Raw genomic sequence first — 19,069 nt, 5'->3', positions numbered from 1 at the left:
CAATGGTAGAACTAAGCAACCGGCCGCTGGACGCCAATGACGAGGAAATGCGGCTGTTCCAGCAGCTGTTCAAACAGCACATCGGCATGCACCTGCCGCAGTCGAAAAAGGCGCTGCTGTGCAGCCGCCTTTCCAAGCGGCTGAGCGAGCTGGGGCTGCCGAGCTTCCGCGCCTATTACGAGGTGATTGCCGCCCCCAACCAGGCCGAGGAGCGGCAGCGTGCCATCGACCTGATCACCACCAACGAAACGTATTTCTTCCGCGAGCCGCGCCACTTCGACTTCCTGCGCAAGCAGGTGCTGGCCCACGCACCGCAGAATGAGACGCTGCGCATCTGGAGTGCGGCCAGTTCGACCGGTGAAGAGGCCTATTCCATCGCCATGCTGCTCGATGCCGAGCGGCACGATGCACCGTGGGAAATCTGCGCATCGGACATCAGCCAGCGCGTGCTGCGCTTTGCGCGGCGTGGCGTCTACCCGATGGCGCGTGGCGAGCACATTCCGCCGGAATATCTCAAGCGCTATTGCCTGCGCGGCAATGGCAACTATGCTGGCCAGTTCATGGTGGAGCAGCGCCTGCGCGAGCGCGTGCAGTTCAGCCAGATGAACCTGACCGCGCTGCCCAAGCAGTTTGCCAAGTTCGATGTGATTTTCCTGCGCAACGTCATCATCTATTTCGACATGCCCACCAAGACGCAGGTGGTGCAGTCGGTCACGCAGCACCTCAAGCCCGGCGGCTGGCTGCTGGTCGGTCATTCCGAATCGCTGCACGGCATGGCCCTGCCGCTGCAGATGCATGCACCGTCGATCTACCGGAAGCCACCGTGATGAGCCGGCGCATCTTCGTCAACCCCGGTGAAATCTACTTCGGCAGCGGTGATGTCCACGTCGAAACGCTGCTGGGCTCCTGCGTGGCCATCACCTTCTGGCACCCGGTACGCCGGCTGGGCGGGCTGTGCCACTTTTTGCTGCCCAGCCGCCTGCACACCCCCGGCAAGGCAATGACACGCGACGGCCGCTATGGCGAGGAAGCCGTGCAGCACTTGCTGGACGAGGTAAAACTGCATGGCACGCGCATCGAGGATTACGCAGTCAAGGTCTTTGGCGGCGGGCGGGTATTCGATACCGAGCCGCAGAAAGCCAGCATAGGCGAAACCAATGCCCTGTTTGCCATCAGCCGGCTGCAGCAGCTGCGCATTCCGGTGGCGGTGCAGGACATCACCGGCTATGGCTATCGCTACCTGCGTTTCGACCTAGGCAGCGGCGACGTCTGGATACGGCGTGGCCGCGGTATCGCCATGGACAAGAAAATGAGCGCACGAGAACTCACAGAGAGCGCACGCAAATGACCATCAAGGTAATGATCGTTGACGATTCGTCGGTAGTACGGCAGGTAATGCAGGATGTGCTGGCCCGGCATCGCGATATCGAAGTCATCGCCACCGCGCCGGACCCCATCTTTGCCATGACCAAGATGAAGGCCAACTGGCCCGACGTGCTGTTGCTGGATATCGAAATGCCACGCATGGACGGCATCACCTTCCTCAAGCAAATCATGGCCGAACGGCCCACGCCGGTGGTGATCTGCTCCACGCTGACCGAACGCGGCGCCGACATCACCATGGAGGCGTTTGCCGCCGGCGCAGTGGGCGTGATCACCAAGCCCAGCCTCGGCCTCAAGGATTTCCTGCAGGATAGCTCGGCCGATCTGGTGTCGGCCATCCGTGCCGCCGGCATCGCCAAGGTGGGCAGACTGCGCACGCTGCCGCGCCCGCAGCCTTCGGGCCAGACGCAGGAACGCATGCATGCCCCCAAGCTCACGGCCGATGCGGTGCTGGAAGCCCCGGTGGGCAAGTCCACCCATCTGCCCACCACCGAGAAGATCATTGCACTGGGCACCTCCACCGGCGGCACGCAGGCGCTGGAAGTAGTACTCACCGCGCTACCGCGCACCAGCGCCGGCATCGTCATCGTGCAGCACATGCCGGAGAAATTCACCAAGAGCTTTGCCGACCGCCTCAACACGCTGTGCGAAGTGGAAGTGCGCGAAGCGCAACATAATGACCGTATCCTGCCCGGACGGGCGCTGATCGCCCCCGGCGGCAAGCATATGGTGGTGAAACGCCGCGGGGCCCAGTATTACGTCGAGGTGGTGGATGGCCCGCTGGTCAGCCGCCATCGGCCCTCGGTGGATGTGTTGTTCCGCTCGGTAGCCAAGGCAGCCGGGCGCAATGCGGTGGGCATCATCATGACCGGCATGGGTGACGATGGCGCGCGCGGCCTGAAAGAACTGCATGACACCGGCGCCACCACCTATGCGCAGGATGAGGCCAGCTGCGTGGTGTTCGGCATGCCCAAGGAGGCCATCGATCTGGGTGGCGTGAACGAAGTCGTCCCGCTGGACCGCATCCCTGCAGTGATAGAACGCCATGGCCGCTGAGACTCCCCTCCCCCTGATCGAATCGCTGCTCATCGTCGACGACAGCGCCGTGCAGCGCCAGCACACCGCCATGCTGGCGCGTGAGTGCGGCATCACGCTGATCTACGAGGCTGGCAATGGCAACGAGGCACTGGAGCTGCTGGCCATGCTGACCCTGCCGCCCAATTTGATGATCATTGATCTGGAAATGCCGGGCATGGATGGCGTGGAGCTGATCCAGCAGCTGCAGCAGCGCGGCATCGACATCCCTTTCGTGGTGGCATCCAGCCGGGAAGGCGCGCTGATCAACTCGGTCGAGACCATGACGCATGCGCTGGGTCTGGCAGTGTTGGGGGCGTTGCAAAAACCGCTCAGCCTGGCACAGCTGCGCACCGCCTTCAGCCGTTATGACCGCGCGCCCGGCAAGTCGTTTGCGCAGACCATGGACGTGCTGACACCAGTCAGCCCGGCCGAACTCGAACAGGCCATCAAGAGTGGCGATATCGTGCCCTACTTCCAACCCAAGGTGGACATGCGCACCGGCATGATCAAGGGCGTGGAGGCATTGGCGCGCTGGCACCACCCTAGCCTGGGCATGATCCCGCCCGACCGTTTCATCCCGCTTGCCGAGCAGGAAGGGCTGATTTACGCGCTCACGCTGGCCATCACCGAGAAATCGCTGGCGCAGGCCGCCGCGTGGAACAAGCGCGGCTTGCGGCTCTCGGTGGCCATCAACCTGTCGCCGCGGCTGCTGGATTCAACCAGCTTCGTGCCCGAGGTATCGGACATGCTCGACCAGCACGCGCTGCCGGCCGATCAGGTGGTGTGGGAAATCACCGAAAGCTCGGTGGTCGCCAATCTGGGCATGGCGCTGGGCACGCTGGCGCGGCTGCGGCTCAAGGGTTTTGGCCTGTCCATCGACGACTACGGCACCGGTTTTTCATCGATGCAGCAGCTGGCACGCATCCCGTTCACCGAGCTGAAAATCGACCGCTCCTTCGTGCACGGCGCGCATGAACGCCACCACCTGCGCGTGATCCTGCAATCGGCGCTGGACATGGCCAGCCGGCTCGATCTGGTCTCGGTGGCCGAGGGCATAGAAACGCTGGACGACTGGCGCTTGCTGCAGGATTCGGGCTGTGCGCTCGGCCAGGGTTTCCTGATCGCCAAGCCCATGCCTGCCGAAGAACTGCCGCAATGGCTCAAGGGCCATCACCGCAACCTGCGCGAACTGCGCGGCGCGCATGCGTTGCCGCGTTTCAACAATCGCTGAGCGCTGCGACCATATGTGACCCCGCGCACCAGCAGCAAAAAGGCCCGCTAACGCGGGCCTTTTGCATGACTGACCAGTTGCAGATCAGGCGACGCGCTTGGCAGCAACCATATTGCCCGGCTTGAGGCGACGCAGCGCCTTGCCATCGTGATTGAACACATGGAACGACGCTGCCGGTGCCGACAGGCTGACGGTATCGCCGATGGCAACTTCGCGCTCGCCATCACCACGCACCACCACATCCTGACCGTTGCTCAGCGTGATGTAGAGGAAGTTGGCTTCACCCAGATGCTCGACCAGATTCACCGTACCGGTGAACTGCTCGCTGCCGTTGCTGTTTTCCCACAGATGCTCGGAACGGATACCGACAGTCACGCGATCACCCGCTTTCAGGCTGCTGCCATCCACTTCGGTGCGCAGCACCTGACCACCAGCCAGCGTGACCGATACACCGGACGCGCCGGCATCAGCTACCACGCCTTCAATCAGGTTCATCTTGGGCGAGCCGATGAAGCCAGCCACGAACAGGTTGGCAGGTTGCTGGTACAACTCCAGCGGTGTACCGGCTTGCTGGATGTGACCGTCGTGCATCACCACGATCTTGTCGCCCAGGGTCATGGCCTCGACCTGATCGTGGGTCACATAAACGATGGTGGCCTTCAGATCGCGATGCAGCTTGGCGATTTCCAGACGGGTCTGCACGCGCAGCGCAGCGTCGAGGTTGGACAGCGGCTCGTCAAACAGGAACAGCTTGGGTTCACGCACAATGGCACGGCCGATGGCGACACGCTGGCGCTGGCCGCCAGACAACTCGCGCGGCAGACGGTGCAGCAGATGGTCGATCTTGAGGATGCCGGCCGCATGCTTGATGCGGCGGTCGATTTCCTCTTTGCCCGCGCCGTGGATCTTCAGGCCGAACGCCATGTTCTTGTACACGTTCATGTGCGGGTAGAGCGCGTAGCTCTGGAACACCATGGCGATGCCGCGCTTGGCCGGCGCCAGATCGTTGCAGCGCACATTGTCGATGACCAGATCACCGCTGGTGATTTCTTCCAGCCCGGACAGCATGCGCAGCAGCGTGGATTTGCCGCAGCCCGACGGGCCGACCAGCACGACGAATTCACCATCGTCGATTTCCAGGTTGATGCTGGCGAGCACGTCCTGCTTGCCGTCGTAGGACTTCTTCAGGTTCTTGAGCGAAACTTGAGCCATTTTTCAGCTACTCCAAAACTTATTTGACGGCACCAGCGGTAATACCGCGGATCAGTTGGCGCGAGGCAAAGATGTACATCAGCAGCACAGGGGCCACGGCGAGCGACAGCGAGGCCAGCACGGCATTCCAGTCGGTCACGTACTGGCCGATGAATTGCTGCACGCCCAAGGTGACGGTCTGCGTTTCTTCACCCGGCGCCAGAATCAGCGGGAACCACAGGTCATTCCAGATCGGCACCATGGTGAACACGGCCACGGTAGCCACTGCCGGACGGATCAACGGCAGGATGATCTGGAAAAAGATCTTGAACTCGCCCACGCCATCGCAACGCGCGGCCTCCTTCAGCTCCTTGGGTATCTGCTGCATGAACTCGGACAGGATCATGATGGCCAGCGGCAGGCCCTGCGCCACATACACCAGCACCAGGATGGTCAGCGTGTTGACGAGGTTGAACTGTACGGCCAGTTGCAGGATGGACACCGTCCCCAGACGGATCGGCACCATGATGCCGAAGGCAAGATAGACAGCCAGCCAGCGGCTGCCCTTGAACTTGTATTCGGACAGCGCCCACGCAGCCATGGCTGCGAACAGCAGGATCAGCACCAGCGAGCCGACGGTGACGATCAGGCTGTTTTCAAAAAAGTGCAGGAACGGCGACTTGTCGAGCACCTTGTGAAAGCCCACCAGCGAGAAGGTTTCACTGGTCGGTAAGGCCATCGGGTTGTCGAAGATGCCATCGCGGCTTTTGAACGCGTTGATGATGATCAGTACGATGGGGAACATCGAGATCAGGGTGAACAGCGCCAGCACCAACTGCGTAAACGCAGTCGCACTGAGTTTGCCGATATTTTTCGTCATGACCGGCTCCTTAGAACGAATGACGTTGCAGCTTGCGCTGGATGAGGAAGGTGTAAACGCCTACACCGGCCAGAATGATCAGGAACATGGTGGTCGCTACTGCCGCCCCCATGGTCGGGCTGCCGACCTGACTCTGGTAACCAAAGAAGGTACGGTAGAAATACGTGCCCAGGATATCGGTACTGAAGTTCGGCCCGGCAATCGCGCCCTTCACCGAGTAAATCAGGTCAAACGCGTTGAAGTTGCCGACGAAGGTCAGGATGGTCACCAGACCCAGCGTGGGCAGGATCAGCGGCAGGCGTATGGTCCAGAAAATGCGCCACGGCGATGCGCCCTCGACCACGGCGGCTTCGATGATTTCTTCCGGAATCGCGATCAGCGAGGCATAGATCAGCATCATCGGGATGCCGACGAATTGCCACACCGAGATCAGCGCCAGCGTGATCAGCGCGGTTTCTTCCTGGCCCAGCCACGGAGCAAAGTGCTCGCCCAGACCGACATGGGTCATCAGCGATTCGGATACGCCCCACAGCGGCGACAGGATCAGCTGCCAGATGAAGCCGATGATCACCACCGACAGCAATGTCGGCAGGAACAGCACGGTCTGGTAGGCCTTGGCGCCCTTGACGCCCTTGAGCGACAGCAGCGCGGCCAGCAACAGGCCGATCGGGTTCTGGATGCACATGTGGATGAGGAAGAACTTCACGTTGTTCTTCATCGCGTTCCAGAAGCCGTCCGACCATTGTGGGTCAGTCAGCAGCTTGGTGTAGTTGGCGATGCCGATCCACGACTGGTGGCCGGTATCCGAGGTGGTATAAAACCCTTGGCGCAGCGTATCGAGCAGCGGATAGGCGCTGAACACCGTGTATATCAGGAAAGCTGGCGCGAGAAAGACCACTACGTGCCAGAAAGAGAAGCGTTTCATGCTCTTCTCCAGAAGAAACGGACAAAAAAATGGCCGGGGCGCACGGGACACCGCAACAACGCAGGCAATGCGGCAACTGCTTCAGGCTTGGCCCCTGTCAGATAACAATAGGCGAAACGCAACGTCAGTACCGAACAACGCTTGAGCTGTCAGGCAGCGCCGGGGGTACGCCACCGGCCTACTCACAGTCGAGGATGAAGACTTTTACTGCTCGCCCCGGCGGGGGCCCTGCGTTGCAATCGGCTGGAACTGGGTTCAAGCGCGCGCAGGGTCGCCGGGGGTATTACAAAATCACGGCAATTACTTGCCCGGCTTGTACCACTTTTCGAAGCCGGTCTGGATGCGTGCTGCAGCGTCCTTGGCAGTCATCTTGCCGTTCAGGACTTGCGAGTTCACGTTCCACAGTTCGTTTTCCATGTTCGGCTCGCCACGGTTCATGATCTGGGCGTTCAGACGGATGGTCGACGAGCAGCTCTTGCGCCAGTCCAGCATCTGCTTGGCAACCGGATCCTTCACGGCGATCAGGTGGCTGGACAGCGAGAAGAAGCCGGTGACCTTGTTGGTGTACAGGTCAGCGAATTCTTGCGAACCCATCCATTCCACGAACTTGTAGGCATCGTCCTTGTTCTTGGACTTGCTGTTCACGCCCATGCCGATGTCGGTATGGTCGGAGATGTAGCACTTGTCGCCAGCCTTCGGCACCGGGGGCGGGAACGCGCCCAGTTCAAACTTGGCATTGGTGTTGTAGTAGGAGATGTCCCACGAACCGGCCGGCACCATGGCAGCCTTGCCCGAAGCGAACAGGGTCTGTGTATCGCCGTAGGTTTGAGCCTGATAGCCCTTGGCGAGGTACGGAGCCAGCTTGGACTCGAAATCGAACGCGGCCACGAACGGTGCGTCAGTGAACTTTTCCTTGCCGGCGATCAGCGCCTTGCGGCCTTCTTCGCCCTTCCAGTACGGGGCACCGAAGCTGGTGAACACGATCTGGTTGGCTTCCCACTGGTCAGCAGTACCCAGTGCGATCGGGGTGTACTTGCCCGACTTCTTGATTGCTTCGGCAACCTTGAAGAATTCGTCGGTGGTCTTCGGCGGTTGCAGGTTCAGTTCCTGGAACACCTTCTTGTTGTACAAGATGCCGTGAATCACGGAAGCCATCGGCAGGCCGAACACGGTCTTGCCGTCGTCGGTTTGCCAAGCAACCTTGGCCGAAGCCGGGAAGTTTTCAATGCCCTTCTTGCCGTTCAGCGCTTCGATCTGGCCTTTCTTGAACAGGTCGAGCGACTTGTCGAACGGGCGCAGCGTGATCAGGTCGCCAGCAGTGCCGCCAGTCAGGCGAGCGGTCAGCGAGGAGTCGTATTCGGTCGGTGCGGTCGGCGAGAACTTCACCTTGATGTCCGGGTACTTCTTGTTGAAGGCCGGGATCAGCACATCTTCCCACAGGGCCTTGTCATCGACACGCCAGGATTCGATGGTCAACGAACCAGCCTGGGCGAGACCTGCGGTCATCAGCGCAGCAATCAGTGCAGCGCGCGTAAAGCGTTTGGCTTGCATGGGGTCGAACTCCTCAGTTCTTGAACAGCTTCAGGTTTACAGCCTTGGCGGCCATGACGGCCGGTGGCGCTTGTAGTGCCCAGGCCCGTGCTACGGACTTGGGATGCTCGAAAGTTAGCACCGCCTTATTCGTGACGCGAATTTTTTGCCGCCCATGCACAACAACACCACAACACTTTGTTTTTAAACAAAAAACCATAAAATTAGATCAAAATTGCGTTACATTATTTTACAAACAGCAGGCATGAACGGTGATGGCCACAACAATGGAAATCGCGTGCGAACGCCCGTCGTGGCAAGATGTCAGCGGCTATGCTTGCTGCATGACTCAGGCAATTGTTTGCAATGGAATGCAAGCTTTCTTTACAAATCAGTAGTCATGCTTACGCTAAGCTCGCGGCCAAGCTCCGGAAGCAAACAATGAAACCGTCCCTATCCCGCTACCTTGTCGCGCCGCTGGCGCTTGCCGTGCTGGCCTCCAGCACGCTGGCGCACGCGCAGCAAAAGCTGGATGTACTGCACTGGTGGACCTCGCAAAGCGAGCGCAAGGCCGCCGATGCGCTGGCCGATGCGCTCGATCGCGACGACATACAGTGGCGTGATGCCGCCATTGCCGGCGGCGCCGGCATCGGCGCGATGAAGGTGCTGAAAAGCCGCTTGCTGTCGGGCCGTGCGCCCGATGTGGCGCAGCTGATCGGCCCTGCCATCCAGGAATGGGCCGAGCTGGGCCTGCTGCTGGAGCTGGATAACGTCTCCACGCAGAACGGTTGGAGCCGCGCCTTCTTTCCCACCATCTGGACGCTGGTACGCCAGCGTGGTCACGTGGTGGCGGTACCGGTGGGTATACACCGCATCAATACGCTGTTTTATCAGAAGCGCATTTTTGCCGAGCTGGGCCTGACCCCGCCGCGCAACTGGGCCGAGTTCGAGCGCGTGGCCGACAAGCTCAAGCGTGCCGGCGTGATTCCGCTGGCCCAAAGCAGCGAACCCTGGCAAGTGGCTACCTTGTTCGAGACGCTGGTGCTGTCGGAAAGCTCGCCCAGCTTCTATCGCCAGCTGTTCACGCGTGGGAATGAAAAACTGTGGTTCGACCCGCGCGTAACCCGTGCGCTGGAGCGCTTGCGCCGTCTCAAGCAGTGGATGCCCGACCCGATTGCCGAACGGCATTGGGAGGGCGTGGCCCGTCAGCTGGCCAGCGGCGAGGTCGGCATGTGGGTGATGGGCGACTGGGCCAAGGGCGAGCTGCAGACCATGGGGCTGACCGTGGATGAGCAGTTCGGCTGCATGCCGGTGCCGGGCACCGCCGATTACCACCTGTACAGCGTCGATACCTTCGTGATGCTGGCCGACGACTACGGCAGCCAGGTACAGCAGGAAAAGCTGGCGCAACTGGCGGCCTCGCCTGCGGTGCAGGCACGCTATAACCAGATCAAGGGGTCGGTGCCGGTGCGGCGCGATGCCGATGTGAACCAGATGGACAGCTGTGCGCGGGCCTCTTGGCGCACCTTCAATCGCGGCGCGCTGGTGCAGGCGCCGAGCATGACACACCGCATGGCCAGCGATGAAGGGCTGAAAGATGCCATCATTGCGCAACTGCACCGTTATTTTGCCGACGAGCACATCCCGGCCAGCGAGACCCAGCGTCGCATTGCCGCGCTGGCGCGGGCATTGGGCAACCGCAAGAGTGAAGATTGATGCGCAAGATCCTTATCGTCGACGACGACCAGAAAACCCGCACGCTGCTGAAAACGTATCTGGAAAAGAACCAGTACGACGTCAAGCTCGCCCACGACGGCGCCAGCTTCCTGGCCGAATTCGAGCGCTATCAGGATGAGCTCAGTCTGGTGATCCTCGACGTGATGCTGCCCGATACCGATGGCTTTGCATTGTGCGGCACGGTGCGCAAGCGCTCGGCCGTGCCCATCATCATGCTGACCGCCAATGCCGACGATACCGACCGCATCGTCGGGCTGGAGCTGGGTGCCGACGATTACATCGCCAAGCCCTACAATCCGCGCGAGCTGCTGGCACGCATCAAGGCCATCCACCGCCGCATGGGTGGCGATGGCGGCACCACCGCGCCGCGCTATTACCGTTTCAACGGCTTCAGCCTCGATACGCTGGAGCGCACCCTCACCGATCCGGCCGGCGAAACAGTCAAGCTCACCGGGCTGGATTTCCAGCTGCTGCGCTATTTCGTCGAGCACCCCGGCGACGTGCTCGACCGCACCGTACTGGCCGAGGAAACACGCGGCCGCGACCTTGGCCCGCTGGATCGCTCGCTCGACGTGCAGGTGAGCCGCCTGCGCCAGCGCCTGCTGGACGATGGCAAGCAACCGGCGCTGATCAAGACGGTGCGCGGCACCGGCTACGTGTTCTCGGCCGAGGTCATCACCAGCCATGTCGCTTGAGGACTGGCGCCCGGCCAACGCCGGCGATGAAGTGACCGGCGAGCCGCTGCAGCGCGCATCATGGCTCAACCGCACTTTCAACCGCTTGCTGCCCGGCTCGCTGCTGGCACGGCTGGCGCTGGTAATGATGCTGGGGGTGCTGGCCAGCCAGGCGCTGGGCACCTGGTTCTGGGCCGCGCAGCTGCGCACGCGCTCGAATGAAGAGGCGCGCGAAGCCGCACGCTATATCGGCTATAGCGCCGCCAGCGCGCTGCGCTTTTTCCAGAGCCTGCCGGCCAACTACCGCCCCTTGCTGATCGAACAGTTGCGCGAAATGGGCGGCACGCGCTTCTTCGTCAACGTCAACCACGGCCCGGTCGATATCAAGAGCGTGGTCGATGCGCCGCTGGCGCAATCGGTGGTGGAAACACTCACCACTACGCTGACGCAAGAGCTGCCACGCCTGTCCACCTACCGCATCGGCTTTGCCTGGCCGGACGAGCTGGCGGTGACCGAGGATGGCGTCACGCTGTCCGACCTGCCCGACAGCTGGGTGCAGCACACCTTGCTGGTCAAGCCGCGCCCTGCCCCCATTCTGGTGATCCAGGCCGAGCTGGAATCGGGCGATTGGCTGTATCTGGCCACCCTGATGCCCAATCCCTACTTTCTGGATCAGGCCAACCCGCTGACGCGCGACAAGCTGGCGCTGCAACTGGCCACGCTGGTAGCGGTGTTGCTGCTGTCGCTGTGGGTGGTGCGCTGGCTGACACGACCGCTGGCCTTGCTGTCCGAGGCGGCCGAGGCTTTTGGCCAGGGCGCCAACCCGCATCTGCCCGAAAGTGGCTCACGCGAGTACCTGAACACCGCGCATGCCTTCCACGCCATGCAGGCACGCATCAACCGCTATCTGGAAGACCGCGAGCGGCTGTTTGCATCCATCTCGCACGACCTGCGCACCCCCATCACCCGCCTGAAGCTGCGCACCGAAATGCTGGACGACGAGCACGACCGGCGCGAATTCCACGAAGACCTCGACGAGCTGGAAATGATGGTCAAGGGCGCGCTGCAAAGCGTGAAAGACACCGACATCCACGAAAACCGCACCGCCATCCGCCTCGATACCCTGCTCAACCGGCTGAGCGAGGATGCCAAGATGGGCGGCTTCGAGGTCGCCGTGGCCGCCGCGCCGATCACGGTGCTGGGCAAGCCGCTGGCGCTCAAGCGTGCGATCTCCAACCTGATCGACAATGCGATCAAGTACGGCCAGCGGGCCGAGGTGCTGCTGTCCAACCGCGACGGCGAAACCGAGCTGACCATACGCGACTACGGCCCCGGCGTGGCCGAAGAGGCGCTGCCCACCTTGTTCCAGCCTTATGTGCGACTGGAGCACGGCAAGCAGACCAATCAGGGCGGCATGGGGCTGGGGCTGGGCATTGCGCGCGACATCATCCACGCCCACGGCGGCGAGCTGACCCTGGCCAACCACCCGCAAGGCGGCCTGCAGGTGACCATCACCTTGCCGCGCACCGCGAGCATGGGCTGATGGCCTTGCGGCGCCCGGCCTGGCTGACCCGGCGTCGTGCGTTACTGGTTTGCGTAATCGCGCTGCTGGGGGTGCTGAGCGCCTGCAGCAGCACCCGCTACTACGCACAGGCGGTTGGCGGCCATCTGGAATTGCTGAGCAAGACCCGCCCGGTCGACACCGTGATTGCCGATCCGGCCACACCACCGGCCGTGGTGCGCAAGCTGCAACTGGCGCGCGACATGCGCCAGTTCGCCAGCCGCGAGCTGGGCCTGCCGGATAACGACAGTTACAAGCGCTACGCTGATCTGGGCCGGCCCTATGCGGTGTGGAACGTGGTCAGCACGCCCGAACTCTCCCTCACACCACGTGCATCCTGCTTTTTTTTCGTCGGCTGCATCAGCTATCGCGGCTTTTTCAGCGAGCATGATGCACGCGATTTTGCCGCCGCACGCAGCGCGGCCGGCGACGATGTCTACGTCTACGGCGTGCCGGCGTATTCGACGCTGGGCTGGCTGAGCGACCCGCTGCTCAACACTTTTCTGGGCTACAGCGACACCGATCTGGCACGGTTGATTTTTCATGAGCTGGCGCACCAGCTGGTGTATGTCGATGGCGACAGCGCATTCAACGAGGCCTTTGCCACCAGCGTCGAAATCGAAGGCGCGCGCCGTTGGCGCTTGGTGCATGGCGATGCAGCCCCCGAGCGCGAAACCACCAGCCAGCAACGCCGCGAGCAATTCCAGCACCTGCTGGCCCACACCCAGCACCAACTGACCGAAATCTATACCGGCCCGGCCAGCGATGCGGACAAGCGCACGCGCAAGCACCTGGCGCTGCAGCAACTGCTGCATGACTATCAGGCGCTGAAGCAGCAATGGGGTGGCTATCGCGGCTACGACCACTGGTTTGATCCACCGCCGGGCAATGCCCATCTGGCCTCGCTGGCCACCTACCACAACCGGGTGCCGGCCTTCAGCCAGTTGCTGCACGAGCAGAGCGACGAGCTGCCGAAGTTCTACGCGGCAGTGCGCGAACTGGCCAAGCTGCCGACCGCCGAGCGCAATGCACGGCTGGATGCGCTGCAACAACGCGGCGCATCCACACCTGCCGCCACGCAATAAGTCTCGATAACCTACAGCTGCTGCCCATCGTTGCGACTCACAGCAGCGTGCCAATCACACCATGCCTGGCTGAAATGACAAGAACCCGACCAAGCCGGGTTCTTGTGCAGGCTTGCCACCTGCATGCAATGCAGGCGGCAACCAAGGTGCTTAACGCAGTTGCAGGCTGGCATCACCCAGAGTCGGATTGACGGTCACGCGCACATGGCTGCCATCCAGCAGCTTCACTGCCAACGGCTGGCCGGCCTGTGTGGCGGCAGCTGCCGTCACCGCACGATCGGTTGCGATATCCAGCGTGAGATCGGTGCCGTATTTCAGGCAATCCGCGCCAGTGGCAAAGTGCACCAGTGCCTGGCCGTTACCATCCAGCGTGACGGCGGGCGAGCAGTTCTGGCGTGCAAAGCGGTAACGGATCACCTGGCTGGGTGTGGCCATCCACAGATCACCGGCATCGACCTTGCTCTTCACGTAGTCGAGGTGGGCAATATAGCGGTCAACCGGGATGGTTTCCCACGATTGGTCGCCCACGCCGTGCGCGGTACGCAGCGCCCAGCCACCCTGGGCAATTGCGGCATCGACGTGCAGGTTGAGGATTTCGCTGCCCATCGGGTACAGCGACCAGATGCCCGAATTGGTGAACAGGTCCCACTTGATGTTGTAGGGGTTGGTGAAGTTGGCATCGTTCACGCCGGCCGCCGTGCCGTAGATGATGTTGTTGTTTTCATCCACGCGGCTGGCAGCCCGGCCACCGATATAGTTGGCCGCGCTTTTCAGGTAGTTCATCGGTGCATCGGGCGCGATGTCGGACGGCCAGGCAAAGAAGCCCACCTTGTAGCCATCCAGATGCGCGGCGATATCGCTGGCCGAGCCGTCGATTTCCGCACTGCTGTTCCACGCGGCAGTGTTGGAATCGAAGTGGTTGCGGCTGTGGCTGGCAATTTCGTGACCATGCGCAATGAACTGCTTGGCTGCCTGCCAGTGATACGGCGCGCAATTGGCGGTAATGACCGCGAAGGTGGCATGCAGGCCGCGCTTGGTCAGCTCGGGCTCCGCATTGCTGATCTGGCCGTCGGTGATATAGGCGCAGTAGTCGTCATGCACCAGGCTGTAGGCGCCCTTGGCACCGCCAGCCCAGGTGGTGTAGGCCGCAGCGGTCACGCCCACCGGGTTGCACAGGTTGCCGGCCGTGGTCGTACAGCTGCCCAGCGGCTTCCACAGCGATACGGCATCGTGCGGGTTCCAGCCTGCGCCGGTCCACGCGGTATGCGCCTGCAGGTCCTGATAACGCTGGCCCTGATATTGCACGATCTGGCCCACGGTATAGCTTGCGCCGTCCTGCCATTCGGTGATGGCTGCTGCAGCGCTGCCGGCCAGGCCCAGCAGGGCAAGCGCGGCGGTGATGATCTTGTAGTGCATTTCGGTTCTCCGTCCATCTGTAGTCTTTGGCGGACTCAGCGATCCGCAGCGCCACTATGCCAGCGCACCACACGATAAAACGGGGGGCCTGTCGTTCAATTCACGAACGGCAGGCGCCAAGAACAATTATTCAATAAATTCAATTGCTTAATAAAAAATCCGGCATCAGCCGCTTCATGAACTGCAGGCCGCTGCAGCCACTTCGGTACGGAACCAGGCCGGGAATTGCCGCTTGAGCTGCGGCAGATAGGTGCGCGCCACCGGCACGCCCTGCCCGGCAATCACCAGCTCCATGCCGCCACCGGCGCCGCGCCGGTAACCGCTGACCGATTTGGGGCGCACCAGGTAGGAACGATGCACCTGCACCAGCTCGCCAAAGTAGAGCCGTATTGCGCGCAATCGCAGCGTCACATAGTGCGGCGCAGCCAGATCCGACGCATAAATGCCGCTGTAGCCTTTGTCAGCGCGGATGAAATGCAGCTTTTCGCGCCGGTAGGCAATCTCGTACAACTCGGCCAGCAATTGCGGCTGGCGCGCCAGCTCGTGCAATTGCTGGCGCACCAGTACCAGCTGGTTGGCGAGACTGCGGAAATAGACTTCTTCCTCGTCCGACAGCTCGGTGTGAAAACGCAGCGCCACACCATAATCGGCAAACGACGCATGCCGCACCGTGGCGGCAGTGCGCGTTGCATCCAGCTGCAGCAAATCGCCAGAGGGCGCTTCCTGCGTTTCTTCCTCCAGCAGGGTGGCCTCGCACACGCGCTCGTCGTCAGCCACGAAACGCAGCATGGTTTCCAGCATGCGTTCCAGGCTGCGCTGCTCGGACAGCTGGCGGGTAAAGCGCTCCAGTTCCAGCAGCGCATCGCGCCGCGTCGGGGTTTCGCGCACCGCGTCTGGCGCGATTGCTGCCGCCAGCGGCAGCAGCTGGTGACGAATGGCGAGGCTGCTGCTGGCCACCAGATCAAGCTGCTCGGCATCAACAACCGGCAGCCGGTCGGGCCAGCGCGCCTTGGCGCGCACCACCTGCTGCGCTACCAGCAGCAGTTGGTCGGGCAGCACGTTCAGCGTTTCAAGCAATCGGGCGTGCTGTGCATGCTCCAGCTGCCGCAGGCCACGGCGCTGCAAGCGCCAGAACAGCAGGCCGGCTGCCAGCAGCCCGGCCAATGCCGCTCCCAGCCACGGCAGCCAGCTGCCGGCATGCTCGCGCACTGATGCCCAGCGTGCCAGCCACGGGTGGTAATGCCGCCATGCCTGCTCAAGCAAGGCGGCATCACCCGGCGCATCGCTGCTGGTTTCCCACAGCCCGACGCCAGCCAGCCCTTGCTGGTCGATGAATTCGAGCTTCGCCGCCAGCGCACGCGGGCTCTCGAAAGAGATCAGCTGGCCGGTTTGCGGCTGGTACAGCGTTTCGGCCTTGGCCACGTCATCCCAGTTGCGCTCAAACCCGCCAGCCGCATCCAGCTTGGTGATTTCGTTGTAGGTGAACAGGCCGGTGGGCTTGTTCTTGTCGGCATCCCAAGTGCCAAAGGGCACACCCTTGAAGGGCTGATACAGACCATGATTGGTCGGCGGCACGCCCAGCCAGCTCGCGCCCTGTGCGGGCAGCAGCAAGACCAGTTTGCCGGTATCCACCCCACCGGCCTTCAGATCGGCCACGGCGCCGGCCACGCTGGGGCCGGGATGGGCGGGATCGGGCAGCAGCGGCGACTTGTGGCCGGTGCTGGTACTCCATTCGCCGTAGAAATCAGATGCGATCAGGGTGGCAAAGTCCACATCGCGGAACAGGTCGGCACCGCGCCAGCCGGGCCGCATCGATGCCTGCGGGCTGAGGGTGAGCGACAGCGTGCACGGCCGCTTGCGCGCGTCGCATGCCTGGCGCATTTCATGCATCAGCAACCGGTAGTTGGCGAGGTCATCCGGCCGCTTGCCGGTGCCCTCAGCCCCGCCGACGACAGGAAAGCGCCAGTCGAACTCGATGCCATCGAAACCGTGCTTGTCCATCATCGCCAGCGCGGTCGCGACGAAGCGCGCACGCTTGCCACCATCGGCAGCGACATCGGAAAAATGGGTGGAACGCGCCCAGCCACCCACCGACAACAACACCTTGAGCCGCGGATTGCGTGCCTTGAGCTGCGGGATCAGCGCGTAGTTGCCACGATAGAGCTGGTTGTCATCACCGGCGTGCACGCGTACCTGGTCGGCAAAGAAATCGCCCGAAGTCACGCTGCCATCCGGCTGCAGGCTGGCCACGGCATAGACCAGGTGGGTGAGCTTTTCCACTGGGGCGTCGGACAGGGCCGCGCCGTGGCTGTAGCTGGCCCAGAAAGGGAAATAACCGACGATCAACGGCTGTGCACGCGCCGAAAACGACGCGAACGCCAAAGCCGCGACCAGTAAAAACCGGCGCAGTTTCATCTCCATCCTCTGTAATTTGCGGGTGCTCTTTGGCCCCGTTATGGCGAGATTCTATTCTGCACTGGCGCGGATCGGGCAATTTTCGGCATGCGCTGTGAATGCAGCAACAGCGCCCGATGCCCATGAAAAACGCCCCGCTCCTGCAAGTTGCAAGAATCGGGGCGCTTTGGTGCCACAGCCGTTTGAAACGCTGTGGTGCTGAAAGGCAGGAGATCAGGGCCTGGCGATATGCCCGTAGCAGGTCTTGAGCTTGCCGTAGTCGTAGAAATGGCTGGTGGCGCTGATCTTGGCGCTGTCACAAGCGGCCTTGAAGTCGGTTTCCTGCTCGTTGTACAGCATCTTCACCAGCAGGCCGCCCTTGCCGTCACTGTAAACATCCCACTGCATATTGGCCGCCATCGGCGATACATAGGCACCACGCCACGGGTTGTTGCTGTAGCGATACGCCGTGGCCTTGGGCTGCTGCAGCAGCACGTTCTTCAGCCCCATGATGGAGGCAAACGGAATGGTGATCTCGGCATGAGCAAAGCGCAGCTTGGCCGCGTGCGACAGATCGCCCTTGGCAATGGCATCGACTTCGTTGAAGAAATCATCCTGCAGGATTTGCGCCATTTTCCAGGTAACGCTGCCCTTCTCCACCATGCCCGGGCCTTTGCTGTAGAAGTCGGCGGTGTCGTTCACCTGCGCAAACACCTGCGCCTGCTCGGCCGGCATGTAGGCAGTGAAATCGACGCCCGCTTCATCCTTCATGGCCGGCGCAATCGAATACAGCTCATACAACAACGCGCCGGCATCACCCGCCGAAGCAATGCCGGTCTTGCCGTCGCCACTCAAGGTGCTGGTGAACTTGCCGTCGTCACTGGCATAGGTGAACGAACCGGTATTGCTGAAGCTGTAAGTGCCGTTGGCAATCTTGTCGACGAATGTCTTGGAGAACAGCCGTTCCAGCACGGCGCGGCCGGCAGTCTGCACGGCCGGATCGGCCACGGCGCCGGCCTGCAGCGCCAGCTGGTCTGCGTCGCTGGTGTTATAGGCCTGATATGCCTGGCTGTCCTGATAGGTCTGGTACAGCGGGTCGGCCGTGTTGGTCACTTCATCGGTCTTGGCCACCAGCTTGTGGAAATACAGCAGGAAGCGGTTGGTGCCGTCTTTCTGCACCACGGGCTTGCTGACCGGATACGGCGCCGGGGCGGCCGGATAGGTGATCAGGCCGGCCAGGTTGGGCTGCGCCTTGGTCAGCGATGCGACGAAGAACGCGCCGCTATCCACCGCACGGTCCACGCCCGACGTCACCGCAACGATCTGGCGCGGCTTGCTGGCTGCCGCATCGCCCACCTGCTTCCAGTACCCGGCCAGACGGCTCTGCAGGCGCACCGCCAGTTGCTGGTGCTCGCGGATGCCGGTTTGCGTTTCATTGCCATAGCCCGGCGTGGAAATGCCGTTCACGCCATAGCCCAGCAGGAAATTGGCTTTCATGATCTTGAGTACGTCCGGGCCCAGTTGCTGGCCCAGCGGTGTCAGCGCGCCGTCGTCTGACGCCTTCTTCCACATGTTGTAGACCGCCAGATCGTATTTGAGGCTGGACAGCCCGCGCGAACCGTGGCGCGCCAGCAGCTCGGTGTACACCGGCGTATAACCGGCCGGCGCGGCCTCGTAGGTCGCGGCATCCTGCTGTGGCTGATAGGGGGTCTTGGTCTGGTAATAGACCGGCACGGGCGACGGTGTGGGCGTTGCCGTTGGCACCGGGCCGGCTGTAGGGCTGGGCTTGACGTCGTTGTTGGGGCTGCTGTTGCTGCTGCTGTTGCAGGCAGCCAGCGCGGCGGCCAGCAGGCACAACAGTGCTGCGTTCTTGAGGGTGAACATCGCGGGTCGGCTCGTTAAACAAACAGGCCGGTATTAAATCCGCAACAGATTACAGCATGACGATGGCAAGCCGCCGCTAATCGGCGGCCTGCCAAGCCCGC

General features: G+C 62.2%; 15 protein-coding genes. 8 read left to right on the top strand and 7 right to left on the bottom strand.

All coding sequences use genetic code 11. The features are described from left to right. Nucleotides 1-2: 2 nt before the first annotated feature. The 4 genes from B9A19_RS21945 to B9A19_RS02375 are packed head-to-tail and all read left to right on the top strand — an operon-like array spanning nucleotide 3 to nucleotide 3,691. Nucleotides 3-827: a CheR family methyltransferase gene (locus B9A19_RS21945; RefSeq protein ID WP_139798603.1), complete on the top strand. Its 825-nt coding sequence runs from the start codon at nucleotides 3-5 to the stop codon at nucleotides 825-827. Next, nucleotides 827-1,348 (top strand): chemotaxis protein CheD, encoded by a 522-nt coding sequence (locus B9A19_RS02385; RefSeq protein ID WP_084088947.1) that lies wholly within the window; start codon nucleotides 827-829, stop codon nucleotides 1,346-1,348. The genes B9A19_RS21945 and B9A19_RS02385 overlap by 1 nt, the downstream gene beginning before the upstream one ends. After that, nucleotides 1,345-2,439 (top strand): protein-glutamate methylesterase/protein-glutamine glutaminase, encoded by a 1,095-nt coding sequence (locus B9A19_RS02380; RefSeq protein WP_084088946.1) that lies wholly within the window; start codon nucleotides 1,345-1,347, stop codon nucleotides 2,437-2,439. The genes B9A19_RS02385 and B9A19_RS02380 overlap by 4 nt, the downstream gene beginning before the upstream one ends. Beyond that, nucleotides 2,429-3,691, top strand: a complete 1,263-nt coding sequence (locus B9A19_RS02375) for an EAL domain-containing response regulator (protein WP_084088945.1) — start codon at nucleotides 2,429-2,431, stop codon at nucleotides 3,689-3,691. The genes B9A19_RS02380 and B9A19_RS02375 overlap by 11 nt, the downstream gene beginning before the upstream one ends. Nucleotides 3,692-3,775: 84 nt before the next feature. Here B9A19_RS02375 and B9A19_RS02370 read toward each other — a convergent pair whose 3' ends face one another. The 4 genes from B9A19_RS02370 to B9A19_RS02355 all read right to left on the bottom strand — a co-directional run bounded on the left by B9A19_RS02370 (nucleotide 3,776) and on the right by B9A19_RS02355 (nucleotide 8,238). After that, entirely contained in the window at nucleotides 3,776-4,903 is a 1,128-nt protein-coding gene (locus B9A19_RS02370) for an ABC transporter ATP-binding protein (RefSeq protein ID WP_084088944.1), read from the bottom strand. Between the two features lie 19 nt (nucleotides 4,904-4,922). Next, a complete protein-coding gene (locus B9A19_RS02365; RefSeq protein ID WP_084088943.1) occupies nucleotides 4,923-5,762 on the bottom strand; it encodes a carbohydrate ABC transporter permease in 840 nt (279 codons plus the stop codon). A 10-nt stretch (nucleotides 5,763-5,772) separates the two neighbouring features. Then, nucleotides 5,773-6,687, bottom strand: coding sequence for a carbohydrate ABC transporter permease (locus B9A19_RS02360; protein ID WP_084088942.1), 915 nt, complete (start codon nucleotides 6,685-6,687; stop codon nucleotides 5,773-5,775). A gap of 300 nt (nucleotides 6,688-6,987) precedes the next feature. Further along, nucleotides 6,988-8,238, bottom strand: coding sequence for an ABC transporter substrate-binding protein (locus B9A19_RS02355; protein ID WP_084088941.1), 1,251 nt, complete (start codon nucleotides 8,236-8,238; stop codon nucleotides 6,988-6,990). 420 nt (nucleotides 8,239-8,658) lie between these two features. On the opposite strand from B9A19_RS02355, the gene B9A19_RS02350 reads away from it, so the two are divergent. Genes B9A19_RS02350 through B9A19_RS02335 form a run of 4 tightly spaced genes read left to right on the top strand, consistent with a single transcriptional unit; the run spans nucleotide 8,659 to nucleotide 13,274 of the window. Then, nucleotides 8,659-9,933 carry an ABC transporter substrate-binding protein gene (locus B9A19_RS02350; protein ID WP_084088940.1) on the top strand — a complete coding sequence of 425 codons (1,275 nt, stop codon included), beginning with the start codon at nucleotides 8,659-8,661 and terminating at the stop codon, nucleotides 9,931-9,933. Then, complete coding sequence (locus B9A19_RS02345) at nucleotides 9,933-10,649, top strand: response regulator (protein WP_084088939.1); 717 nt, start codon at nucleotides 9,933-9,935, stop codon at nucleotides 10,647-10,649. The genes B9A19_RS02350 and B9A19_RS02345 overlap by 1 nt, the downstream gene beginning before the upstream one ends. Continuing rightward, nucleotides 10,639-12,171: an ATP-binding protein gene (locus B9A19_RS02340; protein WP_084088938.1), complete on the top strand. Its 1,533-nt coding sequence runs from the start codon at nucleotides 10,639-10,641 to the stop codon at nucleotides 12,169-12,171. Before B9A19_RS02345 ends, B9A19_RS02340 begins: the two co-directional genes overlap by 11 nt. Further along, entirely contained in the window at nucleotides 12,171-13,274 is a 1,104-nt protein-coding gene (locus B9A19_RS02335; RefSeq protein WP_084088937.1) for an aminopeptidase, read from the top strand. Before B9A19_RS02340 ends, B9A19_RS02335 begins: the two co-directional genes overlap by 1 nt. Nucleotides 13,275-13,424: 150 nt before the next feature. Here the strand turns inward: B9A19_RS02335 and B9A19_RS02330 are convergent, their stop codons facing one another. From B9A19_RS02330 to B9A19_RS02320, 3 genes are all read right to left on the bottom strand, one after another. Next, the gene (locus tag B9A19_RS02330) at nucleotides 13,425-14,690 is read right to left on the bottom strand and encodes a carbohydrate-binding protein (RefSeq protein ID WP_084088936.1); all 1,266 of its coding nucleotides are present in this window, start codon (nucleotides 14,688-14,690) and stop codon (nucleotides 13,425-13,427) included. A gap of 174 nt (nucleotides 14,691-14,864) precedes the next feature. Next, nucleotides 14,865-17,105 (bottom strand): glycosyl hydrolase family 18 protein, encoded by a 2,241-nt coding sequence (locus tag B9A19_RS02325; RefSeq protein ID WP_176216738.1) that lies wholly within the window; start codon nucleotides 17,103-17,105, stop codon nucleotides 14,865-14,867. Nucleotides 17,106-17,318: 213 nt separating this feature from the next. After that, nucleotides 17,319-18,968 (bottom strand): histidine phosphatase family protein, encoded by a 1,650-nt coding sequence (locus B9A19_RS02320; protein ID WP_084088934.1) that lies wholly within the window; start codon nucleotides 18,966-18,968, stop codon nucleotides 17,319-17,321. Nucleotides 18,969-19,069 lie beyond the last annotated feature (101 nt).

The organism is Andreprevotia lacus DSM 23236 (assembly GCF_900176275.1).
Taxonomy (GTDB): domain Bacteria; phylum Pseudomonadota; class Gammaproteobacteria; order Burkholderiales; family Chitinibacteraceae; genus Andreprevotia; species Andreprevotia lacus.
This window is presented reverse-complemented; position numbering and strand designations above follow the sequence as displayed.